This is a genomic window from Brevibacterium sp. 91QC2O2 (assembly GCF_024580695.1).
GTDB classification, from domain to species: Bacteria; Actinomycetota; Actinomycetes; order Actinomycetales; family Brevibacteriaceae; genus Brevibacterium; species Brevibacterium moorei.
The window spans coordinates 1-21802 of sequence record NZ_JANIJY010000025.1; the positions used below are offsets into that span (position 1 = coordinate 1).

A 21802-nucleotide genomic window follows, 5' to 3' on the forward strand; every position below is an offset into this window, starting at 1 on the left:
GGAAGACTCGAGCACCTCCGAGGCTCCGCCCTCGGCTTCCGGAACCTGACCAACTACGTTGCACGCAGCCTCCTGGAAGCAGGGGGATTCAGACCCCAACTACACTCCCAAATCGGATGAGCCACTATACCCGCCTCGCGAGCGGCGGGTCGCAGGGACCCGATCGCGTCGAAGACCTCGTAGAAGGCCTCCTTCATTACCTGTCGTTCTGCTCTGGTCGGCATCGTGGCCGTACCCCCATGTGGTGAGGGGTGTTGCAACGACCACGTGAACCCGCCACGAACGGTCGAATCTGAGACAAACGGCCCAACGATACAGCGCGGGCGGCCGTACACCCCTACAGGTGCAGGAATTTGGCCAGTTCGTGGCGGAGCTCGGCGCCGCGCGCCAGGGGGATGGTCAGCAGGGTGAACAGGCTCAGGCAGGCGCTGAGCACCGAGGGCCAGGGATTGCTCACCCAGCCCAGGGCCAGGAACACCAGCGGCACCAGGCCCAACAGCACCGTCAAACCGCTGTAGACGATGTGCTCGCCCACCTCGATCCGCAGTGAGAACACCGTGATGAGGACCGCCACGATCATCGCGGCGCACACGATCGGCACGGCATAGGTCAAGCCCCAGTCGTGCCAGCCGGTCAGATAGTCCCAGTACACGGCCACCAGGGACAGCACCACCACCAGGGACAGAGCCGTGCGCGCCACATTGCGCCGCTGGCTGGCCGCGGTGAGCACCACCAACCACATGGCAGACACGCCCAGCCACAGGGACCGGAACACGCCTACACCGGAGAAGCTGCGCTCGAATAGCAGCTGCACCGCCAAGGACCCCAGCACCACCGCCAGCGACGATGCGGCCAGGGCGCGGAACAGGCGCCGGCGCGAAAAGGTCAGGGGGACCTCGGGGAAGGGGCCGGGCAGAGGATCGCCGGTCAGCGCGGTGGTGCACAGGGGGCAGCGCGTCCAGTCGCCCAGCACGTGTGCGCTGCAGGCGGGGCAGTACCGGCCGGCCGCTCCGGGGTCGGGCTGATCCTGCCCGCCGGGCCGCTCTTCCGGTTCGCCGGCTCCCCTCACGGCGTCCGCCCCGGTCACGAGGCCGCCCTTTCCAGCTCGGCCTCGGTCACCCGGGCAGCTGCCACGGTCACGGGCACCCCGCGCTCGGTCAGCAGGCGGACGAACTCGGCGATGTGGCCGGTCTGGGAGAACGGCGAGGTGAAGGTAAGCGTGAAGGTCCCCGCGTGGGATGCCACGCAGAACTGCGGGCGGGCGGCGGAGACCTGGCACTGCAGTGGGCCCACGTGCCGAGCTGCGGCAGGAGGCAGTTCGACGCGGCCCAGGTTCGACACCGCGATCGACAGGCTGTGGTTGTTCAACCAGTTGAGCAGGCGCAGGATCGGGTCCTTGAGCAGGCGTGGGACGGCGCGCAGCAGCGGATTGCGTTCGAAGGCGATGAGCCGGCGCAGCCCGCGTTCGAGTTCGGCGGGTTCGATCAGCGGGACGAACTGCGATTGCAGATCGCGACAGACCGTGGACAGGGAGTCGGGGTCGGTCCGCCGAGCCGCTGCATCGTCATTCGGGCGGGTGGGGTCCCCAGCGCGCAGCGGGCCGTAGGCGTGGGCGATGCGCACCGTTGCGAAGAAGTTCCGCGGCGAGGTCGAGGGGAAGAACTGCCGTAGGTTCACCGGCACGGATGCCGCCAACGTCTGGGGCCTTTTGAACGCTTGGGGATCCGCCGCGCGCAGGGCCTGGAAGAACATGGCGGTGAAGTAGATGGTGGGCGAGACCGCTTCGGCCTTCGCCAGGTTCAGGGCGGCACGGGCCGGCATGGTCAGTTCCACCGCCCGCGTGCGGTTGTCCGGGTTCCGGGCGCCGCGGACCCGGTAGGCCCGGCCCGGCCGGGAGCGCTTCGTGTTCGCAGTTGCCGATGCGGTTGAAGTCTCCGGGCCGGGGCGGGAACCTCGCGGGTCCGAAGCATCGGGTTCCGAGCTACCCGGGTCTGAGGTATCCGGACCCGGAGTGCGCCAGGAATTGCGGCGGAAGTGCTGGGCGAAGCTGTCGACGGCCAGGTCGAGTTCGGACTCGACACGGGCGGATCCGGGGTGTGGGCCCGCACTCCCCGCGGCCTCGGCCGGGGCCGCAATCCCGGTATCCGCTGTCCCGACGGTGGCATCGTCGGCTCCATCCATCCCGCCGGCCGGTGCGGCGGGGAACTCCTGTGGATAGCGCAGGCGCGAATACGCTTCCAACAGATCGCTTAAGAACCACAGAGCACCGGTGCCGTCGGACAGCGCATGGAAGACCTCTACGCTGATGCGGTCCTCGTGGTAGACCACGCGAAACAGCAGATTGCGCCGCTCCGGATGATAGAGCGCGGCGCAGGTCGGCAGGTCCTCCTGTTCGACCCGCGGACGCAGATCGCTGTCCTGCAGGTAGTACCAGAAGACCCCGCCGCGCAGCACCGCGTGGTAGAGCCGGTAGCGGTCGAAGGTCTCATCGAGGGCGCGCTGCAGAAGTTCGGGATCGACCGGCGCGTCCACGGTGCCGCCCAGTCGAAAGACCTTCGGATCGGACTCGGTGCGCGCGGCCAGAAAGATATTGGAGGCGTTGTCCAGGCGCACCCAGGTGCGACGGTCCGGAACGCTGCGGCGGCCTCGGCGGCTCATGGCATGCCCTCCCGCGGCTCCGCATCGAGCGCGGTGTCACCGGCGCCCGCCGGGCTGTCCCCGGCCTCGCCGCCGTCGAGGAATTCGTTGATCACACGGTAGGACTCCCGCAGGGCGCTTGCGAAGGTCGGCAGGGTGATGAAACCGTGCAGGGCGCCGGGCACCCGGTGGATGCGCACCCGGTTGCCGGCGGCGCGCAGGGCCCGGCCATAGGCCTCTCCCTCATCGCACAGCAGGTCGAGTTCCGCGCTGATGAGCAGAGTGTCGGGCTGTCCGGCCAGTTCTGCGGCCGGGGCCTCCAGGGGTGCTACCCGCGGGGTCCGGCGGGTGGCCGGGTCCGGCGCGTAGAGCTCGAGGTATTCGTCGATCTCCGTATTGGTCAGCCGGTAGTCCTCCCCGTGTTCCCTGACCGAGGCGAACGGCGAGCTGGCGGGGTCGTGGTTCCAGTGCGTGACGGGGTACAGCAGGATCTGGCGGCGCGCCGTCGGCACACCGCGTTCGGCCAGCACCTGGGAGACCACTGCGACCAGATTGCCACCGGCCGAATCCCCCATCAGCACAATGCGCGAGGCATCGGCGGCCCCTGCGCGATCCGGTTCGGCCAGCAGCAGGCCCGCGACCCGCACACAGTCCTCGAGCCCCGCGGGGAACGGGTGTTCGGGTGCCAGGCGGTAGTCCACGGAGGCGACCACGCAGCCGGTGGCCTCGGCCAGGTGGGCACAGGCCGGCGTGTAGGACTCGATGTCCCCTGTCACCCAGCCCCCGCCGTGGAAGAACAGCAGCACGTCCTCGCGGGTGCGCGTGCGCGGTTCGAATACGCGCACGGGGATGGTGTGGGAACCGGTTTCCGCCTGGATCTGCGTGTCGAGGAAGTGATAGCGCGGTACGGGCCGGGCCGCCAGGCCGCGTTGGACCTTCCGGACCTTCTCGTAGTCACGGCGCATATCGATCCGGGGCGCGGCGAAGAGTCGCAACACGGCCCGCAGCAGCGGATTCATATACCAAGCATAGGGGCCGGGGCTGACACGGGCTCACAGTCTGCGAGCACTGGATGGGCGCGGGGCCCACTCGCTCCCCCGCAAACACCATCCCAGCGCGAGAACGACCGGTAAGCGCGAGAACGCCGTGCTACAGCAAGTCATTCGCGCGCTCAGGTGGTGTCCGTTGAGGTGTTCATGCGGTCGTCGGATAGAGCACGCCGCTCACCGCATCCGCGACGATTCCCACCAACGCCGAGGTCTCCCCCGGCCCGGTCGATTCCCCCGCGGCCGCTGTGCCCCACCGGGCGACACCGGACACCAGGTCCAAGAGGACCGCGAGCGCTGCGAGTCGGCGGGGTTCCGGCGCGTCGAAAGGCTCCAGCACCGCCGAGACCCGCGCGACGAACGCGACGGTGGGCTCGCCCTGTGCGGCATCCGGTGGGATCTGCGCCAGCCAGGCGTGCCTCCGGTGCAGCTCGACGAGCTCGGTGATGAGGCTTTCCAGCCGGGCCCTCGGCCGGGCTAGCGTGGCGGCTCTGGTTCCCGTACCAGAATCAGTGACTGCACCGGGCGCCGCCACTGCCGACCGGTCCTTCGCTGAGGCGGCGTCATTGCAAACCGCGTCATCGCACAGCACCGCGTCATCGCACGTCGCACCGTGGCACAGCGCAGCGCCGTCCACCACAGCATCGCGTATCGCCGAGAGCAGATCGGAGCGGTTCGCGACGTGCCGGTACAGGGCCGCCGGGGTCGCGGACAGATGCGCGGCCACACTGCGCATGGTCACGGCGCCCAGTCCCTGCTCGTCCGCCAGAGCCACCCCGGCTCCCGCAATGGCCCGCCGTGTCAGCCGCGGCGGACGGCCGGTCCGGGGGCGGCTCGGACGGCTCAGACGGCTCGGACGCGCCGTCACAGTCCGGCCACCCAGGCGCGCAGCCCGGCGGTACTGGGGAGCACCGGGCCGGGCAGGCCACAGACCTCCCCGCCGGACCTGTCCCCGGGCTCATCGCCGGTCGGGTGCCCGCTGCTCCGATGCCCGCCGTCGTGCTGCCAACCGTCCCCGGCCTCGGCGGCCAGGGTCCGGCTCAACCGTCCGGCCGCCTCCCGTGGGCCCGGGTCGCCCACCACATGGTCCACCGCGGCCGCAATCGCCTCGGGCGAAGCGCCCTGCCGCCCCACCAGGTCGACGCCCGCGCCCAGGGTTCGCACGCGCGCGGCCCAGAAGAACTGATCGGTGTGCTGCGGCAGCGCCACGGCGGGCACCCCCGCGCGCAGACAGGCCGCGGTGATCCCCGCACCCGCCTGGTGGATGCACGCCGATACCAGCGGCAGCAGCCGGGCGTGCGGCACATCGCCCACCGCGCGGACCCGCCCCGCGGAGTCGGCGAGGATCGACTCCCAGCCCGATCCCTGCACGATGATGCGGCGCCGGCTCGTGCGGACGAATTCGCGCAGGCCCGGATGCGCGCCGGTGGCCACACTCCCCATGCTCACCAGCACGGGGGCCGAGCCGGCATCGGGGACCACCCCGGCTTCGGCGGCAGCCCCGGGGGCTCCGGGGTCAGCAGCGGCCCCGCCGGTTATCAGGAAATCACGCAGGTCCGCATCGGGACTCCAGTCGACGTCCAAGGGCCACCACGGTCCGTCCAGGCTCAGATTGTCCGGCCAGTCGGCGGGCCGGGGCATGATCGCCGGGCTGATCCCGTGGTGCACGGGCAGACCGGCGCGCAGTCTGCGCCGCCTGGCGGCCGCCGGCGACTCGCGTGGCAGGCCCAGTTCGGCCCGCAACCAGGCCGAGGCCCGGGTCACCGGACTGGGCATCCGCGCGAACAGTCCGCCCAGGGACAGGTTTCCCAGGCCGCCGGGGTTGAGCAGGGCTGCGACTCGGGAATCGACCAGGCGGGAGAGTGTCATGGGCGGGTAGGCGCGGCTGGGCTGATCGGGTTGGAGCAGGGCCTCGGCCGAGGGAATCCCCAGGGATTCGGCCAGGTCGTGGCCGTAGGGCGAGATCGGATTGGTGAGCACCGCGCCGAACGGATCCCCGGAGTCCGAGGCCAGCCGCGCGGCGTGCAGAGCGGCCTGCGCACCGGCGCGCATATAGGTGTGCAGATGCGCCAGATAGGCCGAGGCCCCCGGCCGACCGGCGGGCCCGCCCTGCTCACCGGCAGGCCCACCGGCAGGCTCCGGGGGCTCCAGCGGAACGTCGAACGGCACCAGGCCAGCCCCCGCCCGCTCGACGATCCCGGCATAGTCGCGGTGGGCCACGAGCGTGACCCGGTGCCCCTCGCAGCGCAGGTCGTGGGCGATCCGAGCCGCGGGCTCCACGTCCCCACGCGAACCGGGGGCCAGAATCAGAACGTGCATGGGCGGACACCTCTCGGGTGGGGTTGAATAGGACTTAGTAAACAACGTTAACTAAGTCTACCCCGAGGCTCCCTCGCATGAGCACCCCTCCCAAACACCATCCCAGCGCGAGAACTACCGGTAAGCGCGGAAACGTCGCGCTACAGTAGGGTGTTTGCGCGCCAGGATGGTGTCTCCACGATCGCCCGGACCACCGCGCACCCTGCAAGCCCAACCCCGCCCACGAGGTCCGGCTTCCGGGACGATGCGCCCCGCAGCGATGCGGCCTCGTTAGGCTAGGAGCATGAAGTACATCTCCACGCGCGATGCCCAGGCCCGTCCCGTCGGCTTCACCGACATCCTGCTGGGCGGCCTGGCGCCCGATGGCGGCCTCTACCTGCCGCAGGAGTACCCGCAGATCGACGCCGCCACTCTTGAGGCCTGGCGCACAGTTCTGGCCGAAGAGGGCTACGCCGCCCTGGCCGCCCGGGTCATCGGCCTATTCATTGACGACATCCCGCAGGCCGACCTGGCCGCGATGACCGCGCGCGCCTACTCCACCCCGAAGTTCGCGACCGAGGCGATCGTCCCGGTGACCGATCTGGAGGACGGCATCAAGCTCGCCCACCTGTCCGACGGCCCCACTGCGGCCTTCAAGGACATGGCGATGCAGCTGCTGGGCGAGCTCTTCGAATACGTCCTGGCCCACCGCGGCGAGTCGATCAACATCCTGGGCGCCACCAGCGGCGACACCGGATCCTCGGCCGAATACGCGATGCGCGGGCGCGACGGGATCCGCGTCTTCATGCTGACCCCCGCCGGGCGCATGAGCCCGTTCCAGCAGGCGCAGATGTTCGGCCTGGACGACCCCAATATCTTCAACATCGCGCTCGACGGCGTGTTCGACGACTGCCAGGACGTGGTCAAGGCCGTCTCCGGCGACGCCGACTTCAAGGCCGAATACCGCATCGGCGCGGTCAACTCCATCAACTGGGCCCGCCTCATGGCCCAGATCGTCTACTACGTCTCCAGCTGGCTGCGGGCGACCGAGCCGGCTTCCGCCTCGGCCGCGGAACAGGCCCAGTCCGCCGGCGCCGAGGCCCCCGCCGGGCAGCCGCAGCGGGTTTCGTTCTGCGTTCCAACCGGCAACTTCGGTGATGTCTGCGCCGGGCACATCGCCCGGCAGATGGGCCTGCCGATCGATCGGCTGATCGTCGCGACGAACGAGAACGACGTGCTCGACGAGTTCTTCCGCACGGGCGCCTACCGGGTCCGCGGCGCCGCCGAAACGCAGGCCACGTCCAGCCCGTCGATGGACATCTCCAAGGCCTCGAACTTCGAGCGCTTCGTCTTCGACCTACTGGGCCGCGATGCCGCGCGCTGCGCCGATCTGTTCGGCGCGCAGGTGCCCGCAGGCGGCTTCGATCTGGCCGACGACCCCGCCTTCGCGCAGGTGGGCACGGACTACGGTTTCACCTCGGGCGCGTCGACGCACGCGGACCGGCTGGCCACGATCAAGTCCTGCTGGTTCTCCGCAGGGGTGCTCATCGACCCGCACACCGCCGACGGCGTCAAGGTCGCCCGTGACTTCCGCGCGCAGCACCCGGATGCCGCACCCATCGTGTGCCTGGAGACGGCGCTGCCGGTGAAGTTCGCCGACACGATCCGCGAGGCCATCGGCACGCAGCCGCCGGCGGACACGGTCCCGGAGCGGTTCCACGATGTGCTCAACGCGCCGCGCCATGTCACGGACCTGCCCGATGACGTGGACACGGTGAAGAACTTCATCCGCCAGGCCATCGACTGAATCTGCTCGCTTCGGTCACAGACACCATCCTGGCGCGGGAACTACCCACTATAGCGAGTCGTTTCCGCACCAGGATGGTGTCTATGCGGTCCAGAAGACGCGGAAACGTCAGCTGAACTGCATGCCTCCGTCGACCAGCATCGTCTGCCCCGTGACGTAGTCGGAGTCCGGCCCGGACAGATAGGACACCATCCGCGCCACATCGTCGCCCACGGAGACCCGGCCCAGGTAGATCGCCTTGGCGTTCTCGGCCAGAGCCTCGCCGCGCTGCTGACCGTGCTTGGACGCCAGCTTCTCGTCGATCAGATCCCACATCGCCGTGCCCACGATGCCGGGCCCGTAGGCATTGACGGTGATGCCGTGCGTGGCCCATTCCATCGCGGCCGCCTGGGTCAGCCCGCGCACTGCCCACTTGGTCGCCGAATACGGTGCCAGCATCTCGAAGGGGCGGAATGCCACGATCGAGGCCGCGCCGATGATCTTGCCGCCGAACCCCTGGGCGACCATCTGCTTGGCTGCTTGCCGGTAGGAGTTGAAGACGCCGGTGATGTTGACGGCCAGGATCTTCTGGAAGTCCTCGGCGGAATAGTCCAGGAGCGATTCGACCTGGGCGATTCCCGCGTTCGCCACGAAGACGTCGAGCCGTCCTCCGGCCGCCACCGCCGCCTGCACGAGGCCCGCGACCGAGTCCTCGTCCGTCACGTCGACGGTGGCACCCGTTGCCGTGCCACCGGCTTCCGCGATCGCCGCCACCGTCGAGTCGATGCCGTCTTGCATCGCTGGCAGATCGCCCACGATCACGTGGAATCCGTCCCGGCCCAGGCGTTTGGCGATCGCCTCGCCGATTCCGCGGGCCGACCCGGTCACGATCGCCACCTGTTGTCCGGCGGGTGCCTTCGCCCTGGCCGCTTCGACGTAGGATTCCTGGTCGGTCTTCTCAATGCCGTGTTCGGACATGGTTTCTCCTCCTTGAGAATCGTCCTGCAGTCCGGTCCGAGGCGATGGTAGCCGCCTCACCGACCACGCTAGGCACCCGGCGCACGGCGGGGAAGGGGCGGTTATCGGTGCGCGATAATCGCGCTTTCCGGGGCCGAGGTGGCACTCAGTGCCGGTGCACGGCACCCTGCGCCGGGCCCAGTGCTGCGAGCTCGGCGGCCAGGGCGTCCGTGGCGTCGCCCCAGTGGGAGACGGACACCTCGTGTAATCCCTGCCAGGCGGCGGCCCGGACGACGGCAGCAGCAGCGCGGGAGGCGAGCTCGGAACCGGATGGGCCGGCCGCACCGCGCGGCCCTCCCCCACGTGCTGTGCCCACCGCCTCCAGCGCCCACGGCTCCCACCAGGCCGACTGCACCAGCAGGCGTCCGCCCGCGCGATCGGCCTTGAGGTCGATCCGTCCGGCGATCCGCTCGCCGATCAGCAGCGGCAGTGAGTAGTAACCGAAACGGCGCTTGGCCGCCGGAGTGTAGATCTCTATCCGGTAGTCGAAGTCGAACATCCGGTGCGCGCGTTCACGGAACCACACCACCGGGTCGAAGGGGGTCAGCAGAGTGGCCGCCTCAATGCGCCTGGGAACCTTGGAATCACGGTGGCGCCAGGCCGGAATCGGCTTGCCCCCGCGCTCCCAGCCACGCACGCGCACCGGCACCAGGACACCGGCCTCGACCAGTTCGTCCACCGCGGTGCGCACCGTGGCGCGCTTCATCCGGTAGTAATCGGCCAGGTCCGACAGGGTCGCCACGCCCTGGGCCCGGGCCGCGCGCTCCACCAGGGTGCGGATCGCCTGCTCGGCTGGGACCCCGGCATCCAACAGTCGCCCCGGCAATACGTGTTCGGCCAGGCCGTAGCGCCGTTCGAAACCGGTGCGCCCGGCGATCACCACATCGCCGAAGCGCCACATCATCTCCAGCGCCCGCTTGACCTCGTCCCAATCCCACCAGGGACCGCGTGGGCCGGACTCCGCATCGCGTTCGATCTCACCTGCGCGCAGCGGTCCGCGCGCCGCCAGTTCGGAGCGCACCCAGTCCACGGTCCGCCGGTTCGCGGCGAACCAGGATTCGGCGTGGCCGTAGCGCTGCCTCATCCGCTCCCGGCGGAAGCCCCACAGGGGCCAGTCGGCAGCGGGGGTGAAGGTCGCTTCGTGCGCCAGGTACTCGATGAACCCCGGAGTCTTGCGCCCGGCGACCGGAGCCAGCACCTGGCGGTCCAGCAACTCCGTGTCGTAGACGCCCAGCCGCGAGAAGATCGGCATGTAGTGGGAGCGGGAGAACACATTGACCGAGTCGATCTGCAGCACACCCATCCGGGCGATCTCGGCCTTGATCCTCCGGGTCCCGGGGAGCGTTGCGGGCTGGGCAGGCTCATCAGTCCCCGACAGCGCACCGGCACCGCGGAAAGGCTCCGGCAGCGCCCGGCCGAAGCCCTGCGCGCCCAGCGCCAGGCGCCGGGCCTCCCCCGGGGCCAACGTGTCCTTCACAGCGCACCTCTATTCGCCGAACCGTCACTTATATCGATTCTAAGCCCAGATAATCGAATATTTGTGACGGCTCGGCGGAGGGGTTAATCGGTGAGTTTGTTCAGCAGGTCATCGCCGGCACCGGTGCCGGCAGAACCACCGGTGCCACCGTCAGCACCCGCACCACCCGCAGCAGCGGCCCCGGCGATCCCACTCCTGGCCCCGTCTGCGACCTGGCGCTGCGAGGCGATCACCGCATCCTGGATCTGTGTCTCACCGCGTTCCAGCGCGTCCAGATTTCGCGCGCGCAGGGCTCGGCCGGCCTTGTCTGCCGTGACGATCGCGGAGCACTGGGCCTTGACCGAATCGATCACCGACCAGATGGTCTCCTCCGTGATCACCGGCGCCTGCGCCGCATTGGCCACAGCCTCGACGGACTTGGCGGTCTCCTCGAAGGACCGCTGGATCAGCTTATTCGTCCCGGCCTGCACCGATTCGCCCAGCTGCGCGCCCTCCTTGGCGAAGGCCGCCTGCTGCCACAGGGCCAGCGACTGCCGAGCCGCCGGCAGACCCATGGTCCGGAATGCCGCCAGGCGCCGCCGCAGGGAGAAGGTCGTGACGACCAGATTGCGGGTCGCCGGTGCGTGGGCGAAGCCCAGGAAGAACTGCGAGCGCCAGTCCGCCCAGGTCTTCTCCGTCTCCGACAGCACGAAGGACAGATTGGAGTGGATCTCACGCAGCTTGCTCACCGTGACGGATTCACCCTTGTAGGTGGCGGATTCCCCGCCGGAGGATTCCGCGGCGCGCAGGGCTGTGTCGACCTCGTCGAATTGGCCCTGCAGTTCCTCGATGACCTGCTCCAGGGCTGCCAGCACGGCGACCACATCGTCCATATTGGACAGCGTCTGCTTGTGCAGCAGCTGACCGCGGCTGATGTTGTCCGCCAGTGCCGTCTCCATCTCCTGGAGTTTCAGTTCGGCCAGGTCGATCTTGTCGGCGATGGGCTTGGATTCGCGCACCATGGTCGACAGCGTGTACTTCTGGCGCTTGAACCAGCTGCGCACCGATTCGACGGCGTTCTCCAGTTTGACGGAGCGCCACTTCTTCTCGAAGCCATCCATTTCGCGCAGCATGTCGTTGACGACCTGGTCGGCCTCCGGCACCTTGATATGGCGCTGCGCCTCCAGCAACTGGACGGAGGCGTCGTTCATCTTCTTCATGATCGGCCCGCCGAAGTTCACGATCTGGTTGACGTCGGCGGTGAACTTCCCCGCCAGCACCGGAGCGCCCTTGGCCAGGTCGTCCCGCTGTTTGTCGGTCAGCAGGCTGCGGAACTGGAACTGCGCCTGCTGCGGCGTCGCATCGGTGACGGCGGTGGTCTCGGCCGCCGGGACCTCGGCCAGGGCGGTTTCCAGGGGGCTGCCGGCCACTTCGTTCGCCTGGGTGTCGCCCGGGTCCAGGAGGGCGGCGAAGTCGACCGCGACGGTTTCTGCGGCTTGCTGCTCTGACATGGTGTGCTCCTGTGCGTAAGGCCCGGGCTCAGTACCCGGGAGCGGAGGGTGGTGGTCGGTGGTCGCCGGGGGTGCTGTCCGGGGTGTCCCGGTCGCTGTAGACGTCGGAGAGTTTCGCCTCGGTCACAGACCGGCTCAGGGAGTCCAGGGCGACCTGGAATTCCAGGTCGCGGGATTCGTTGACCTGCCGGATGTTGTCAACGGCCTGCTGGTCGACGGATTCGATGGCGCGGCGCACCTCGTCCAGCCGCCCGCCCGGGTTCGACCAGTACTGCGGATTGGCGCGGATGTCGCCGTAGTAGTCCGGGCCCAGGGCCTTGAGCAGCTTGCCCAGGGTGTCCTTGTAGCGGCCCTGCAGCAGCCTGACCTGTTGGTCGGTGCCGCGCTTGCGCACGCGCACGAACAGTTCGGACACGTGGTGGGTCAGGGCCGGCAGTCTGCCGCCGAGGTCAGGATAGGCCTGCGCGATCTCCTCGAGTTCGTCGATCGCCTGGGAGACGAATTCGCCGTCCTCCCCATTCAGGGCGTCGTCCAGATCCGCCTCCAGCCGGCGGTCGGCCTCCTTGCGGGTCAGCACGCGTTTCTTCTTCTTGTTCCGGCGCACGGCGATGACAGAGCTGATGGCTGCGACGATCGCCACCACCGCCACGGTCCCGGACACGATTGCCACACCCCCCAGACCGCCGCCGTCGTCTGGTCCGTCCGCTGCGGGCACAAGCTGCCCACTGATCGCGGCAACGGCGGCCCCACCGTCGGCCTGGCCCTGCGAGTACAGGTCCTTCGAGATCTGCGCGGCGTCCCCCGTGCTCGAAACGGCGAAGCGGTCGGACCCCGGCTGGTCCTCGATGACGATGACCGTGTCCTTGCCCGACTGGGCCCGCACGGCTTCGGCCACCGAATTCGATGACACGGCCTGGGCCTGGTCGGGGCGCGGGATCACGACCACCTGAACGCCCTGGGGCAGCGTGGACTGCAGGTCGTCGGCATTGCCGATCTGCGCCCCATCGTAGAGGCAGACCTGCTGCTTGGCGCAGCTCGAGACGATTGCATCCGTTCCCATATGCCCCAGCCTAGAAGTTGTTCATGACCGACTGGAAGGTCTCCTGGATCTTCGTCGGGTCAGTCGCGTCGAAGACCTGCCCGCCGGATGCCGAGGCGATCTTCTCCAGTGGTTCCGTGTCCGCTTCGCCGGAGTAGGCGATCGCGAAGACGCGCACGGGCTTGTCGTTGCCGCCCTCGCCCTGGTCGGCGTTGATCTTCTGCACGAGGGATTCCAGGCTCATCTCCGAGCCCGCGTCCTCACCATCGGACAGGACGACGATGGCGTTGATCCGGCCGGATTCGGCCTTCTTCTTCATATAGTCGTAGGACTGGGAGACCGCGTCGTAGAGCGGGGTGCCACCGCGGCGGCTGTTGGCCAGGTCAGCGATGTCGTCCTGCAGGCCCTCCTTGTCACCGCCCAGCTTGCCGAAGGGCCGCACCACGCCGATCCCGGGGTAGTTCTTCTTATCGATCATGCTGTTGATACCGGTGGTGAAGGCCCAGACGCCGATCTCATCACCGGGCCGGACCTGTCCCAGGGTGGTCTGCGATCCTTCGATCGCCCCGTCCAGGCGGGTCTTGCCGGAGCCGATGCTCTTGTTCATCGAGCCCGAGGTGTCGATGATCTGCAGGACCGCGGACGGTTTGCGGATCTTGGCCCACTGGTCCAGGGCCGCCGAGACGACGCCGGGCGCAGGCTGGGGCAGGGTGGTCTTGGGCTGGGCCGGGTCGATGCCCACGTCCTTGTTCAGGTGCTTGGACACGTCGACGCTGCCGTCGATGGGCCGGAAGCCGTATTCCGGCAGCAGTTCCTGGGCCGGCTTGGTCTTCAGGAAGTTCACGAAGGCCTCGGCCCCGGACTTCTGCTCCGGGCCGACCCAGTCCGCGTTGAGCGCCACGGCCGGGTTGTCGGAGAACATCGAACCGTCGCTGGGGTAGACCCCCACGAGCTTCTCCTTGGGCGGGGTCAGCTGTTCGCCCGGCTGCACGGTGTGGGAGTCCGGGTTGCCGATGTTGTAGTTGTAGAGGCTGGTCTCCTCCAACGCGATCGCGCTGACATAGGAGGAGCCGCCGCCCGATGCGCGGTCCGCCAGGTTCTGCAGCACCTTGCCGGTGGTGTCGCCGTAGTGGATCGCCCCGGATTCGAAGACCTGTGAGAAGTCCTTGGCCTTGGTGATGTCGCCGGCCGACAGGTCCTTCTTCTTGCCCGTGGCGGCGTAGGACTGCATGAGCAGGGTGGACAGGCCGGTGGTCGAACTGTTCGGGTTGGTCTTGGCGACCTTGAACGAGCCCCACAGGTCCTTGCCGACCGCGCCCCAGCCCTTCTTGTCCTTGATCAGGTCGTGGATCTGCTTCATACTGATCTGCTTGCCCGGGTAGCCCAGGGCCTTGGCCATGGATTCCGGCATACCGAAGACCACAGGGGACTTCGCGAAGCTCTGCGCATCGCCGGAGTACACCTTGTTGCCCGCCACCGAGGCGACCCGCTGGGTCCACACGGTCGAGGCGGGCGACCAGATGGCCGGGGCGCTGTCGGCTCCCAGCGGCCAGTCCTTGGTCGATTTGCTCAGATAGTCCGCGGCCTTGCCGGAGGCGACGTTGACCGGTTTGATCGTCACGCAGTCCTTCAGGCCCTTGGCCTCATCGGAGTCCTGGAACCGCTCCCCCAGCTTCTCCATCAGGTTGACCTTCTCCGAAGAGGTCGCGACGACCACCGGGGAACAGTCGCCCTTGGACTGGGAGGCACCGGGGCCGTCACCGGGCGAGCACGCGGCCAGTGCCGTGGTGCTCAGACCCAGGACGGCGGCCATGCTCACAATGGTTCGGGTCGGTTTTCTCCTGGACATGAGTCGGCCCTCCACGGCGCGGTCCCTCAGGTCGCCTTGTGACGCCGACCCTCCATTAACGCTTCTCAGTGTATCTCAGCTCACGGACACGGCCCGCTCAGCCCCTGTGCAGTCCCTGCTCAGGGGGCCGAGGGGGTCGGAAGGCCGGAACCCCCATCGGTCGGGGTCTGCGCCGCCGGCGGCTCGACCGCACCGCGCTTGACCTCCATCTGCCCGGTTCCCGCGAACCGCAGGGTCAGCGTGTCCGATCCCAGCTTGTCCTTGGGGAAGAGCGCGTACATGTACTGCGCCGCGGCATGGGCCGTGTAAGGGGTGTAGATGCTCGTCGACTGCATGCACAGGCAGTCGGTCCCGCCCGCCTTGATCGGCTCGGCCAGGAGTTTTCCGCCCTTGTCCCACAACGCCACATTGGCAGCACTGGGAAGGGAGCTGTCCGTCGCATAGGGATTCGGGCCGAACGGCAGGGCCCGTTCGTTGCCGGTGCCCCCACCGAAGGCGTTGGGGTCGTCCCGGCCCGATGCGGTCTTGAAACTGTAGACCAGCTTCAGATAATCTCCGACGTCCTCGAGTTGCCAGACGTCGACGGTCAGCTTCGGGCTCACCCCGCCCTTGGGCGTCGGCAGTTCAGCCGCCGGTTCTTGGCCCGGTTCACCTCGATCGGCTTGCCCTTCGTGTCCTTGTTCGGCACCCGCGGCCTGGTTTGTCCGTAGCCTTTGGTTCGCAGAGTGATCCCCGCGTCCTCGACCAGGGGCCGCAGCACCTTCTCCACCGCCAGAGCGCGACGTTCGGACAGACCCTGGTTGTAGTCCTTCGCCCCCTGATCGTCGGTGTGGCCCTCGATGGTGACGGTCTGCCCCTTGGCGGCCGTCGCCAGTTTCTTGGCGATGGAGCCCAACACCTTCGTGGCCCTGGCGTCGAGCTTGTCCGAATCCAGGGCGAACAGCACGTCGGCACCCACGGACAGATTCGTGGTGCCCTTCTTCTCCTGCACCGTGCTGTCCGTAACCGAGGACACCGACTCGTCCAGATCCACAATGCGCCTGAGCTTCGCGCCGGCACCGTATCGCCCCGGCAGCGCGTCGCCGCCACTGTTGATGAAGGAGAAGCGGCCCAGCTCATCGGCTTCGAACCTCTGCCCGGAACTCACCGGCACCTGAGAGAAGAACGCGTCTCCGTCGCCCAGCAGCACGTCGACGCTCGCACCGGCCGGGGCCGGGAAGTCGACGTAGAACAGATTGGTCCGGATGGGAGCTCCGGTCGCGTCCTTGTCAGCGGCGTTGACCCCGTACGAACAGATGCACGCTGCCTTGCGCGCATCGTCGTCAACCTCTCCGATGTCCTGGACGTCGCCCGGATCCGCAGAGCTCCGGCTCTCGGCTCCGTTGGCCTGCAGGGGTTCGTAGAGTTTCTGCGCACCGCCGTCGACCAGTCTGACCCATGGCCGCTGGCTGGCGCCCTTGGACCCGGCCACACCGAGGGGGGAGGAGATCGGCGCACCGTCGACCGGCGGCAGGACCGCTGCGACCAGGCGCGCGTTCTGCCCGTCGGAGTCCAGGGACAGGATCTGCACCTTGGCGCTGGTCTCCCCACCGGCAGCGGGCTGGCGCACCACCTGCTCGGCCACCGGATCGGGCAGGGTGTTGGCCCGCCAGTACCCCTCGGCGTCGACGATGGCGGGGGTCTCCTGCTGTGTGGGCCGACTGGAGGCGGCTGCGCCACCGTCATCGGGTGCGCCGGCAGCGGGAGACTCCCCACCACCTCGCGTACACGAGCTGAAAACGAGCACGGCGGCCAGGGTGGCGCACAGAATCTTCATATTCTTCATCGGTGTCAACCTGCAGCATCGTCACGACTGGTGGATGGGGCGATCGTGTGACACATTACACGCTGCTAGGCGATGAGGACCGCCGCCGGGTCGAGGCGGGCCGCGCGCAGCGCCGGATAGGCGCTCGCAGCGGCACCGACCTCAATCCTCGTCCGCGTATTCGGACTCGTTGGGGGTGACCCAGATGTCGCCGGTGTTCGTCGTCGCCCGCAGGCGCACCCCGGGGGTCTTCGCATCGGCGTGCGCGGTGCGCGGCAGCGTGTCCTTGACCCGCCCGGTGGCGGACTTCGCCTCGATATTCCAGGGCTTGAGCGACTGCGCCTTGAATCCGGTGGGCACGTAGAGGTGGACATTGCCGGAGTAGGTCTGCACGTCGACCCCGGACGTCGGCTGGACGACGGGGATGCGATGGCCCAGATCGACCTTGACGTTGCCATCCGTGCTGTTGACCCGCGCGTTCTTCGACACTGCGCCGTTGACCTCGATATTGCCGGACTTGGTCGACGCGTCAACGGTGGTGAAACGGCCGTCGAGCTCGATATTGCCCGTCGTGGCATGGGCGGTCATGACCTGTACAGCCACATCCGATACGCTCACGTACCCGGACTCGCTGTGCAGGTTCATGCCCTTGAAGCCGAACTTGCGGGCCAGGTCATCGGCCCTGGTGACCGAGTCAATGAATTCGTCCTCCGCCGAACGCGGCTCGTCATCGGCGCCTTCATCCTCGTCGTTGAAATCGTCCGAATCGTAGACCGAGCTATCGGCGTACGCATTGACCGATCCATAGGCCGCGTCCACGTTCAGGGTCATCTCCCTGGCCCGATCCGCCGGAATGTAGACCCGGGCCTCGGCCAGCACCGAACCGAAGATCCGGCGCGAGGCATCCGACCTCAAATCGACCAGCGCCCTATCCCCGTCCACGCTCGTGTTCACCTCGGGCTTGCGGTTCGAACCGCCCAGGTAGCGCAGTTCGACCCTGGGCTTCTGCCCCGTCGGCACGATTCCCACGTCGATGTTGAAGTTCGCCCCGCGCACGGTCAGTTCCCGCGCATCAGCAGGGATGTCCTCGGTGGCCGATACATAGGAGCTCGCCGCCATCACCACGCCGATGCCGCCGGCGCCCACCACCATGGCCAGCACGGTCAGCACCGCGAACACGATGAGGAATGCGCGCACGGCCGTCCGCGTGCCGGATTGGATTGCGATCTTGACCATGGCTCAGGCCCCCAGGAACTTCAGTACGGCCATCACGCGGCGGTTCTCATCGGAATCCGGCGCCAGGCCCAGTTTGGTGAATACGTTCGAAATGTTCTTCTCCACAGCGCCCGCGCTGAGGAACAGTTCGGCGGCGATCGCGGAGTTCGACTTGCCCTGCGCCATCAGCCCCAGCACCTCGCGTTCGCGGGGGCTGAGCATGGCCAGGCCATCCTGTTTCCTGGACCGCACCATGATCTGGGCGACCACCTCGGGGTCCAGCACGGTGCCGCCGCCGGCCACCTCGTCAACTGCCGTGAGGAAATCGTCCACGTCCGCGACCCGGTCCTTGAGCAGATAGCCGAAGGCGCCCTTGTTCTCCGCGATCAGTTCCGCGGCATAGCGCTCCTCGACGTACTGGCTGAGCACCAGCACCGCGACCTTCGGGTTCTGACTGCGCACCAGCACCGCCGCGCGGATGCCCTCATCGGTGAACGTCGGCGGCATCCGCACATCGACGATCGCCAGCTCGGCGTCCGGGTGGGCCGACACCGCGGCCAGGAACTCGGTGGCGTCGCCGGCGGTGGCGGCGACCTCGTGCCCGGCATCGGTGAGCAGGCGGACCAGGCCCTCGCGTAACAGGACGGAATCTTCGGCGATGATTATGCGCATGGGACCTCCACGACGATAGTGGTGGGACCGCCCACCGGTGATGTGAGTGAGAACGTGCCGCGGGCCGCCGCGACCCGGTCGGCCAGGCCCGCCAGGCCCGTGCCGGAACCGTCGCGCGCCACCCGCGCCCCGCCCCTGCCATTATCGGAGATGACGACCTGCAGGGTGCCGGGGGCCGAGGCCGCAGGCCGCGAGGACGGCGCCCCGGCGCCGCCCGCAGGCGTGGCCGCACCCGGCAACAGCGAGACCCGCACCATAGCGCCGGCCGCATGGGCGTGCTTGTTGATGTTCGTCAGGGATTCGGCGATCACGAAGTAGGCCACCGATTCCGCTTCGGCGCCGGCCCGGAAGCCCGCCGACAGGTCCACCCGCAGGTCCACCGGGACCACCGAGCGGGCGGCCAGAGCCGAAACCGAGGCGTCCAGGCCCCGGTCCTCGAGCACCGCCGGGTGGATGCCGCGGGCCAGCTGGCGCAGTTCGGTGATCGCGGCCTTGGAATCCGAATGGGCCTCGGCCACCAGGGTCCGCGCGCCCTCCAGGTCCTTCGGCCTGCTGCCGGCGGACGGATCCTCCGGGTCGTTCGGCACCGCCGCCAGCTTGTTCTTCGCCATCCCCAGCTTCATCGACAGGGCCACCAGCATCGGCTGGACCCCGTCGTGCAGATCACGTTCGATCCGGGCGCGCTCGCCGGCCGCGGACTCAACCGCACCGGCGCGGGCCGCGTCCAGGTCGGTGACCTCGGCGGACAGGCGCTGGGTCTGCGCGGACAGGCGTTCGGTCTCCGCCCGCAGCACCTCGGCCTTGGTCGGCGGGAGGAGCCAGCGGTCGATCGCCCGGTCGCCGTAACCCGCGAACCACAGGCCGGCGAAGGGCAACAGGATGCACAGTCCGGCGATGATGCCGAACAGGATGCGCAGGCCCGGAGTCGTCAGTTCGGGGATCTCGAAGCCGAAGACCAGGCCCTGCTGGGACACGCCCACGGAGTACTGGGCCGCCACCAGCACGATGCCGGCCAAGAACATGAGGAAGCACACCGTGCACACCACCAGGCCGTAGAGCACCTTGAGGTAGTGGTACAGCGCGGTACGCCAGAAGGACCACGACTTCAGGTGGTTCCACTGGGTCAAGACGTGGCCCTTGAAGCCGGGTGCGGGGTTGGGGACGACATAGGGCGGTTGGAAGCCCTCGGCGTAGACCAGTTCCGACCACCAGTAGGAGGCGATGTTGATCCCGCGCTGCAGATAGAACCAGGCGACCAACAACAGGATGCCCGAGCCCAGCGCCGGCAACGCGGCGATCCCCCCGGTCAGCAGGCCAACCGGCACCCAGACCCAGATGAGGCCCAGGACCCCGAATAGTATGACGTTCGCGGTGCCCAGGAATCCCGGTCCCCGCCGTCTGGTTCTCTCATTCATAGCCTCAACGCTACGTGGCCGGCGGCGCGTGCCACTATGCCGCTTTCCGCCGAGGTCCCCGTCGGGTTTTCCCTACCGGGGAGGCGGGGCTGCGATTTACACCGGGCGCTCATCGTGGCCGGTTACTGTGGGCCTATGCCGACCGGACCCTTGCAGCAGCATCAGCCACACGCCGATCCCCCGCGCACCAGGACCCGCACGATCGTCCTGTTCTGTCTTGCCCTGGGCACCGGTGTGATCATGTCGGCGGTCTTCCACTTCCTGCAGTACATCGGGGTGGCGGTGACCAATCCCAGTGCTTCCACCGGTGGCAGCGCCGTCGACGTCTGCATCGACAGCGCACTGGGCATCCTGGCGCTGGCCCTGCTGCCCTCGGCCATCGCCCACGACCCCTCGGAGCGCCTCGAGGGGTATATCGGACCGCCCTCGGCCCTGGTGGCCAGCCTGGTGATCCTGTGCGTGTGGATGGTGTCCGTCCTCGCGGCCCCGGCCGGAGCCGTTGTGCTCATCTCCGTGTCCGCGCGTCTGAGCCTGACCTGGACCGCGCCGGCCTTCGCAGCATCCGTGCTGTCGCTGGTCGTCAGCCAGCTCACCACCTTCGGCACCACCCCGACCTCGAGCTTCCGGATGGTCGCCGGCGGAGTCGTGCTGACCGCCCTGCTCATCGGAATGGGAAGCGTCCGCGGGCTCATGCAGCGGCGGGCCGCCCCGGAGGCCGGGGCTAACCCGGAGAGTGGGGACGGGGGCCGAATGGGGGCCGGGCCGGCAGGTGGTGGACAAACGGCTGGGTCCGGGACTGCTAGCCCGGCAGGGAAATCCCCAACTGGCCGCTCGGCGCAAACGCCTGAACGGCGTAACTGATAATCGACCAGCCAGCCATTATCAGTTATGGCGATAAGTGATAATGGCACAGTCCCTCCGGCTGGAAACCCTGAGGGACCACGTAGACTCCGCAGCGTGGATCTTCAGGGGCGCACGGCCGTCATCACCGGGGGCAGCAGCGGGATCGGACTCGAAATCGCCCATGGGCTGGCCGCCGCCGGGGCCCGGATCGTCCTGCCGGTGCGCAATGCCGCCAAGGGGGACCTGGCCAGGTTGGACACCGTGCATGCGCTGGCGCGCCGGTTGGCCTCAGGTCCCGTGGACGTGTTGGTGCTCAACGCCGGCATCGTCACCCTGGGCGAGCACGGCCGCAGGCTCACCCCCGACGGTTTCGAGCTGAACTTCCAGACGAACTTCCTGGGGCACGCGGCTCTGCTGCTGGATCTGCTGCCCACCCTGCGCCGCTGCGGCACCCGGGTCATCGTGCAGTGCAGCATCGCCGCTGCCCGAGGCCACCTCGACCGAGCCGATCCGCGCGGCAGGCAGCACTTCCACCCCTTCCACGCCTACGCCGCCTCGAAACTGGCATTGGGCCTGTTCGGGATGGAACTGCAGCGGCGGGTGGGGATGCCCGGTAGCGCTGTGCGGGACGGGGCGCCCTGCGGCGCCGGTCGGGCCGGGAGCGCCGAGGACGCCGGTGCAGCCCAGCTCGGAGTCTCCGTGCGTCTGTGCCATCCGGGCATCACCCCCGGTTCTGCGATCGCCCCGGCGATCCGCGCGATGGTGCCCGATGGGCTGGTCGACTGGGCCTCGGCCCATCTGGGCAACACCCCGGCCGAGGCCGCGCAGACCGCCCTGGCCGCGCTCGTCTGGGGCTCGGGACCGGAGGCCGGCGCGGTGTCCGGCACAGTCCCCGGGCCCGGATCGAGAACCTCGAGAGCTGAGGCGCCGGACTCGTGCTTGGCCTCGCGGGCGGCCCTGGCCCGCGGCGCGGCGCCGGACGAACCGCCCATGTTCGCACCCGGCGGGCCCCTCCAACTGGCCGGACCACCGCGGATCCACCGGCCCTTCGCCACCCTGCGCCAGGCCTCGGACGCGGCCCGTTTGTGGGAATGGACCCGGGCATTGCTCGAGAGCATCGATCACTGAGGCGCCAGCGCCCGCGTCCGGGATGAGGCCCTGGCATTACATGCGCAAACCTGCAGTACATACGTGTATATGCGTATGTACTGCAG

The 21802-nt window shown here is 68.6% G+C and carries 18 protein-coding genes; 3 read left to right on the forward strand and 15 right to left on the reverse strand.

Annotation, left to right across the window (positions count from 1 at the left end; genetic code table 11):
• Positions 1–337: 337 nt before the first annotated feature.
• The 5 genes from NQ036_RS13410 to NQ036_RS13430 form a co-directional block, all read right to left on the reverse strand.
• Complete coding sequence (locus NQ036_RS13410) at positions 338–1087, reverse strand: DUF6320 domain-containing protein (RefSeq protein ID WP_373566596.1); 750 nt, start codon at positions 1085–1087, stop codon at positions 338–340.
• Positions 1084–2658 (reverse strand): alcohol acetyltransferase, encoded by a 1575-nt coding sequence (locus NQ036_RS13415; RefSeq protein ID WP_257059570.1) that lies wholly within the window; start codon positions 2656–2658, stop codon positions 1084–1086. Before NQ036_RS13415 ends, NQ036_RS13410 begins: the two co-directional genes overlap by 4 nt.
• Positions 2655–3656 (reverse strand): alpha/beta hydrolase, encoded by a 1002-nt coding sequence (locus tag NQ036_RS13420; protein WP_257059573.1) that lies wholly within the window; start codon positions 3654–3656, stop codon positions 2655–2657. The genes NQ036_RS13415 and NQ036_RS13420 overlap by 4 nt, the downstream gene beginning before the upstream one ends.
• A gap of 175 nt (positions 3657–3831) precedes the next feature.
• Positions 3832–4458, reverse strand: coding sequence for a TetR/AcrR family transcriptional regulator (locus NQ036_RS13425; RefSeq protein WP_257059576.1), 627 nt, complete (start codon positions 4456–4458; stop codon positions 3832–3834).
• An 89-nt stretch (positions 4459–4547) separates the two neighbouring features.
• The gene (locus NQ036_RS13430) at positions 4548–6002 is read right to left on the reverse strand and encodes a glycosyltransferase (RefSeq protein WP_257059578.1); all 1455 of its coding nucleotides are present in this window, start codon (positions 6000–6002) and stop codon (positions 4548–4550) included.
• A gap of 283 nt (positions 6003–6285) precedes the next feature.
• Here NQ036_RS13430 and thrC point away from each other — a divergent pair, with 283 nt between their 5' ends.
• A complete protein-coding gene (gene thrC / locus NQ036_RS13435) occupies positions 6286–7788 on the forward strand; it encodes a threonine synthase (RefSeq protein ID WP_257059581.1) in 1503 nt (500 codons plus the stop codon).
• Between the two features lie 108 nt (positions 7789–7896).
• On the opposite strand, the gene NQ036_RS13440 is transcribed toward thrC, so the two are convergent.
• From NQ036_RS13440 to NQ036_RS13485, 10 genes are all read right to left on the reverse strand, one after another.
• Positions 7897–8745 (reverse strand): SDR family NAD(P)-dependent oxidoreductase, encoded by an 849-nt coding sequence (locus tag NQ036_RS13440; RefSeq protein WP_257059584.1) that lies wholly within the window; start codon positions 8743–8745, stop codon positions 7897–7899.
• A gap of 145 nt (positions 8746–8890) precedes the next feature.
• Positions 8891–10261: a DNA glycosylase AlkZ-like family protein gene (locus tag NQ036_RS13445; protein ID WP_257059585.1), complete on the reverse strand. Its 1371-nt coding sequence runs from the start codon at positions 10259–10261 to the stop codon at positions 8891–8893.
• Between the two features lie 83 nt (positions 10262–10344).
• A complete protein-coding gene (locus NQ036_RS13450) occupies positions 10345–11751 on the reverse strand; it encodes a toxic anion resistance protein (RefSeq protein ID WP_257059586.1) in 1407 nt (468 codons plus the stop codon).
• A gap of 28 nt (positions 11752–11779) precedes the next feature.
• Positions 11780–12811, reverse strand: a complete 1032-nt coding sequence (locus NQ036_RS13455; protein ID WP_257059587.1) for a hypothetical protein — start codon at positions 12809–12811, stop codon at positions 11780–11782.
• Between the two features lie 10 nt (positions 12812–12821).
• Complete coding sequence (locus tag NQ036_RS13460) at positions 12822–14603, reverse strand: substrate-binding and VWA domain-containing protein (RefSeq protein ID WP_257059588.1); 1782 nt, start codon at positions 14601–14603, stop codon at positions 12822–12824.
• Positions 14604–14758: 155 nt separating this feature from the next.
• Entirely contained in the window at positions 14759–15241 is a 483-nt protein-coding gene (locus tag NQ036_RS13465) for a hypothetical protein (protein ID WP_257049490.1), read from the reverse strand.
• A complete protein-coding gene (locus NQ036_RS13470) occupies positions 15238–16464 on the reverse strand; it encodes an OmpA family protein (RefSeq protein ID WP_306440084.1) in 1227 nt (408 codons plus the stop codon). Before NQ036_RS13470 ends, NQ036_RS13465 begins: the two co-directional genes overlap by 4 nt.
• A gap of 141 nt (positions 16465–16605) precedes the next feature.
• On the reverse strand, positions 16606–17679 hold the full coding sequence (locus tag NQ036_RS13475; RefSeq protein ID WP_257059589.1) for a DUF4097 domain-containing protein: 1074 nt from the start codon (positions 17677–17679) through the stop codon (positions 16606–16608).
• Positions 17680–17682: 3 nt separating this feature from the next.
• Complete coding sequence (locus NQ036_RS13480) at positions 17683–18330, reverse strand: response regulator transcription factor (RefSeq protein ID WP_257059590.1); 648 nt, start codon at positions 18328–18330, stop codon at positions 17683–17685.
• A complete protein-coding gene (locus NQ036_RS13485) occupies positions 18321–19745 on the reverse strand; it encodes a histidine kinase (protein ID WP_257059591.1) in 1425 nt (474 codons plus the stop codon). Before NQ036_RS13485 ends, NQ036_RS13480 begins: the two co-directional genes overlap by 10 nt.
• 135 nt (positions 19746–19880) lie before the next feature.
• On the opposite strand from NQ036_RS13485, the gene NQ036_RS13490 reads away from it, so the two are divergent.
• Positions 19881–20606 (forward strand): hypothetical protein, encoded by a 726-nt coding sequence (locus tag NQ036_RS13490; RefSeq protein ID WP_257059592.1) that lies wholly within the window; start codon positions 19881–19883, stop codon positions 20604–20606.
• A 96-nt stretch (positions 20607–20702) separates the two neighbouring features.
• Positions 20703–21716, forward strand: coding sequence for an SDR family NAD(P)-dependent oxidoreductase (locus NQ036_RS13495; protein WP_257059594.1), 1014 nt, complete (start codon positions 20703–20705; stop codon positions 21714–21716).
• Positions 21717–21802: the final 86 nt, after the last annotated feature.

Coding starts and splice junctions, on each gene's coding strand:
- NQ036_RS13415 (WP_257059570.1), bottom strand. CDS start 2,658: ATGAGCCGCCGAGGCCGCCGCAGCGTTCCGGACCGTCGCACCTGGGTG.
- NQ036_RS13420 (WP_257059573.1), bottom strand. CDS start 3,656: ATGAATCCGCTGCTGCGGGCCGTGTTGCGACTCTTCGCCGCGCCCCGG.
- NQ036_RS13430 (WP_257059578.1), bottom strand. CDS start 6,002: ATGCACGTTCTGATTCTGGCCCCCGGTTCGCGTGGGGACGTGGAGCCC.
- thrC (WP_257059581.1), top strand. CDS start 6,286: ATGAAGTACATCTCCACGCGCGATGCCCAGGCCCGTCCCGTCGGCTTC.
- NQ036_RS13440 (WP_257059584.1), bottom strand. CDS start 8,745: ATGTCCGAACACGGCATTGAGAAGACCGACCAGGAATCCTACGTCGAA.
- NQ036_RS13450 (WP_257059586.1), bottom strand. CDS start 11,751: ATGTCAGAGCAGCAAGCCGCAGAAACCGTCGCGGTCGACTTCGCCGCC.
- NQ036_RS13455 (WP_257059587.1), bottom strand. CDS start 12,811: ATGGGAACGGATGCAATCGTCTCGAGCTGCGCCAAGCAGCAGGTCTGC.
- NQ036_RS13460 (WP_257059588.1), bottom strand. CDS start 14,603: ATGGCCGCCGTCCTGGGTCTGAGCACCACGGCACTGGCCGCGTGCTCG.
- NQ036_RS13470 (WP_306440084.1), bottom strand. CDS start 16,464: ATGAAGAATATGAAGATTCTGTGCGCCACCCTGGCCGCCGTGCTCGTT.
- NQ036_RS13475 (WP_257059589.1), bottom strand. CDS start 17,679: ATGGTCAAGATCGCAATCCAATCCGGCACGCGGACGGCCGTGCGCGCA.
- NQ036_RS13480 (WP_257059590.1), bottom strand. CDS start 18,330: ATGCGCATAATCATCGCCGAAGATTCCGTCCTGTTACGCGAGGGCCTG.
- NQ036_RS13485 (WP_257059591.1), bottom strand. CDS start 19,745: ATGAATGAGAGAACCAGACGGCGGGGACCGGGATTCCTGGGCACCGCG.
- NQ036_RS13490 (WP_257059592.1), top strand. CDS start 19,881: ATGCCGACCGGACCCTTGCAGCAGCATCAGCCACACGCCGATCCCCCG.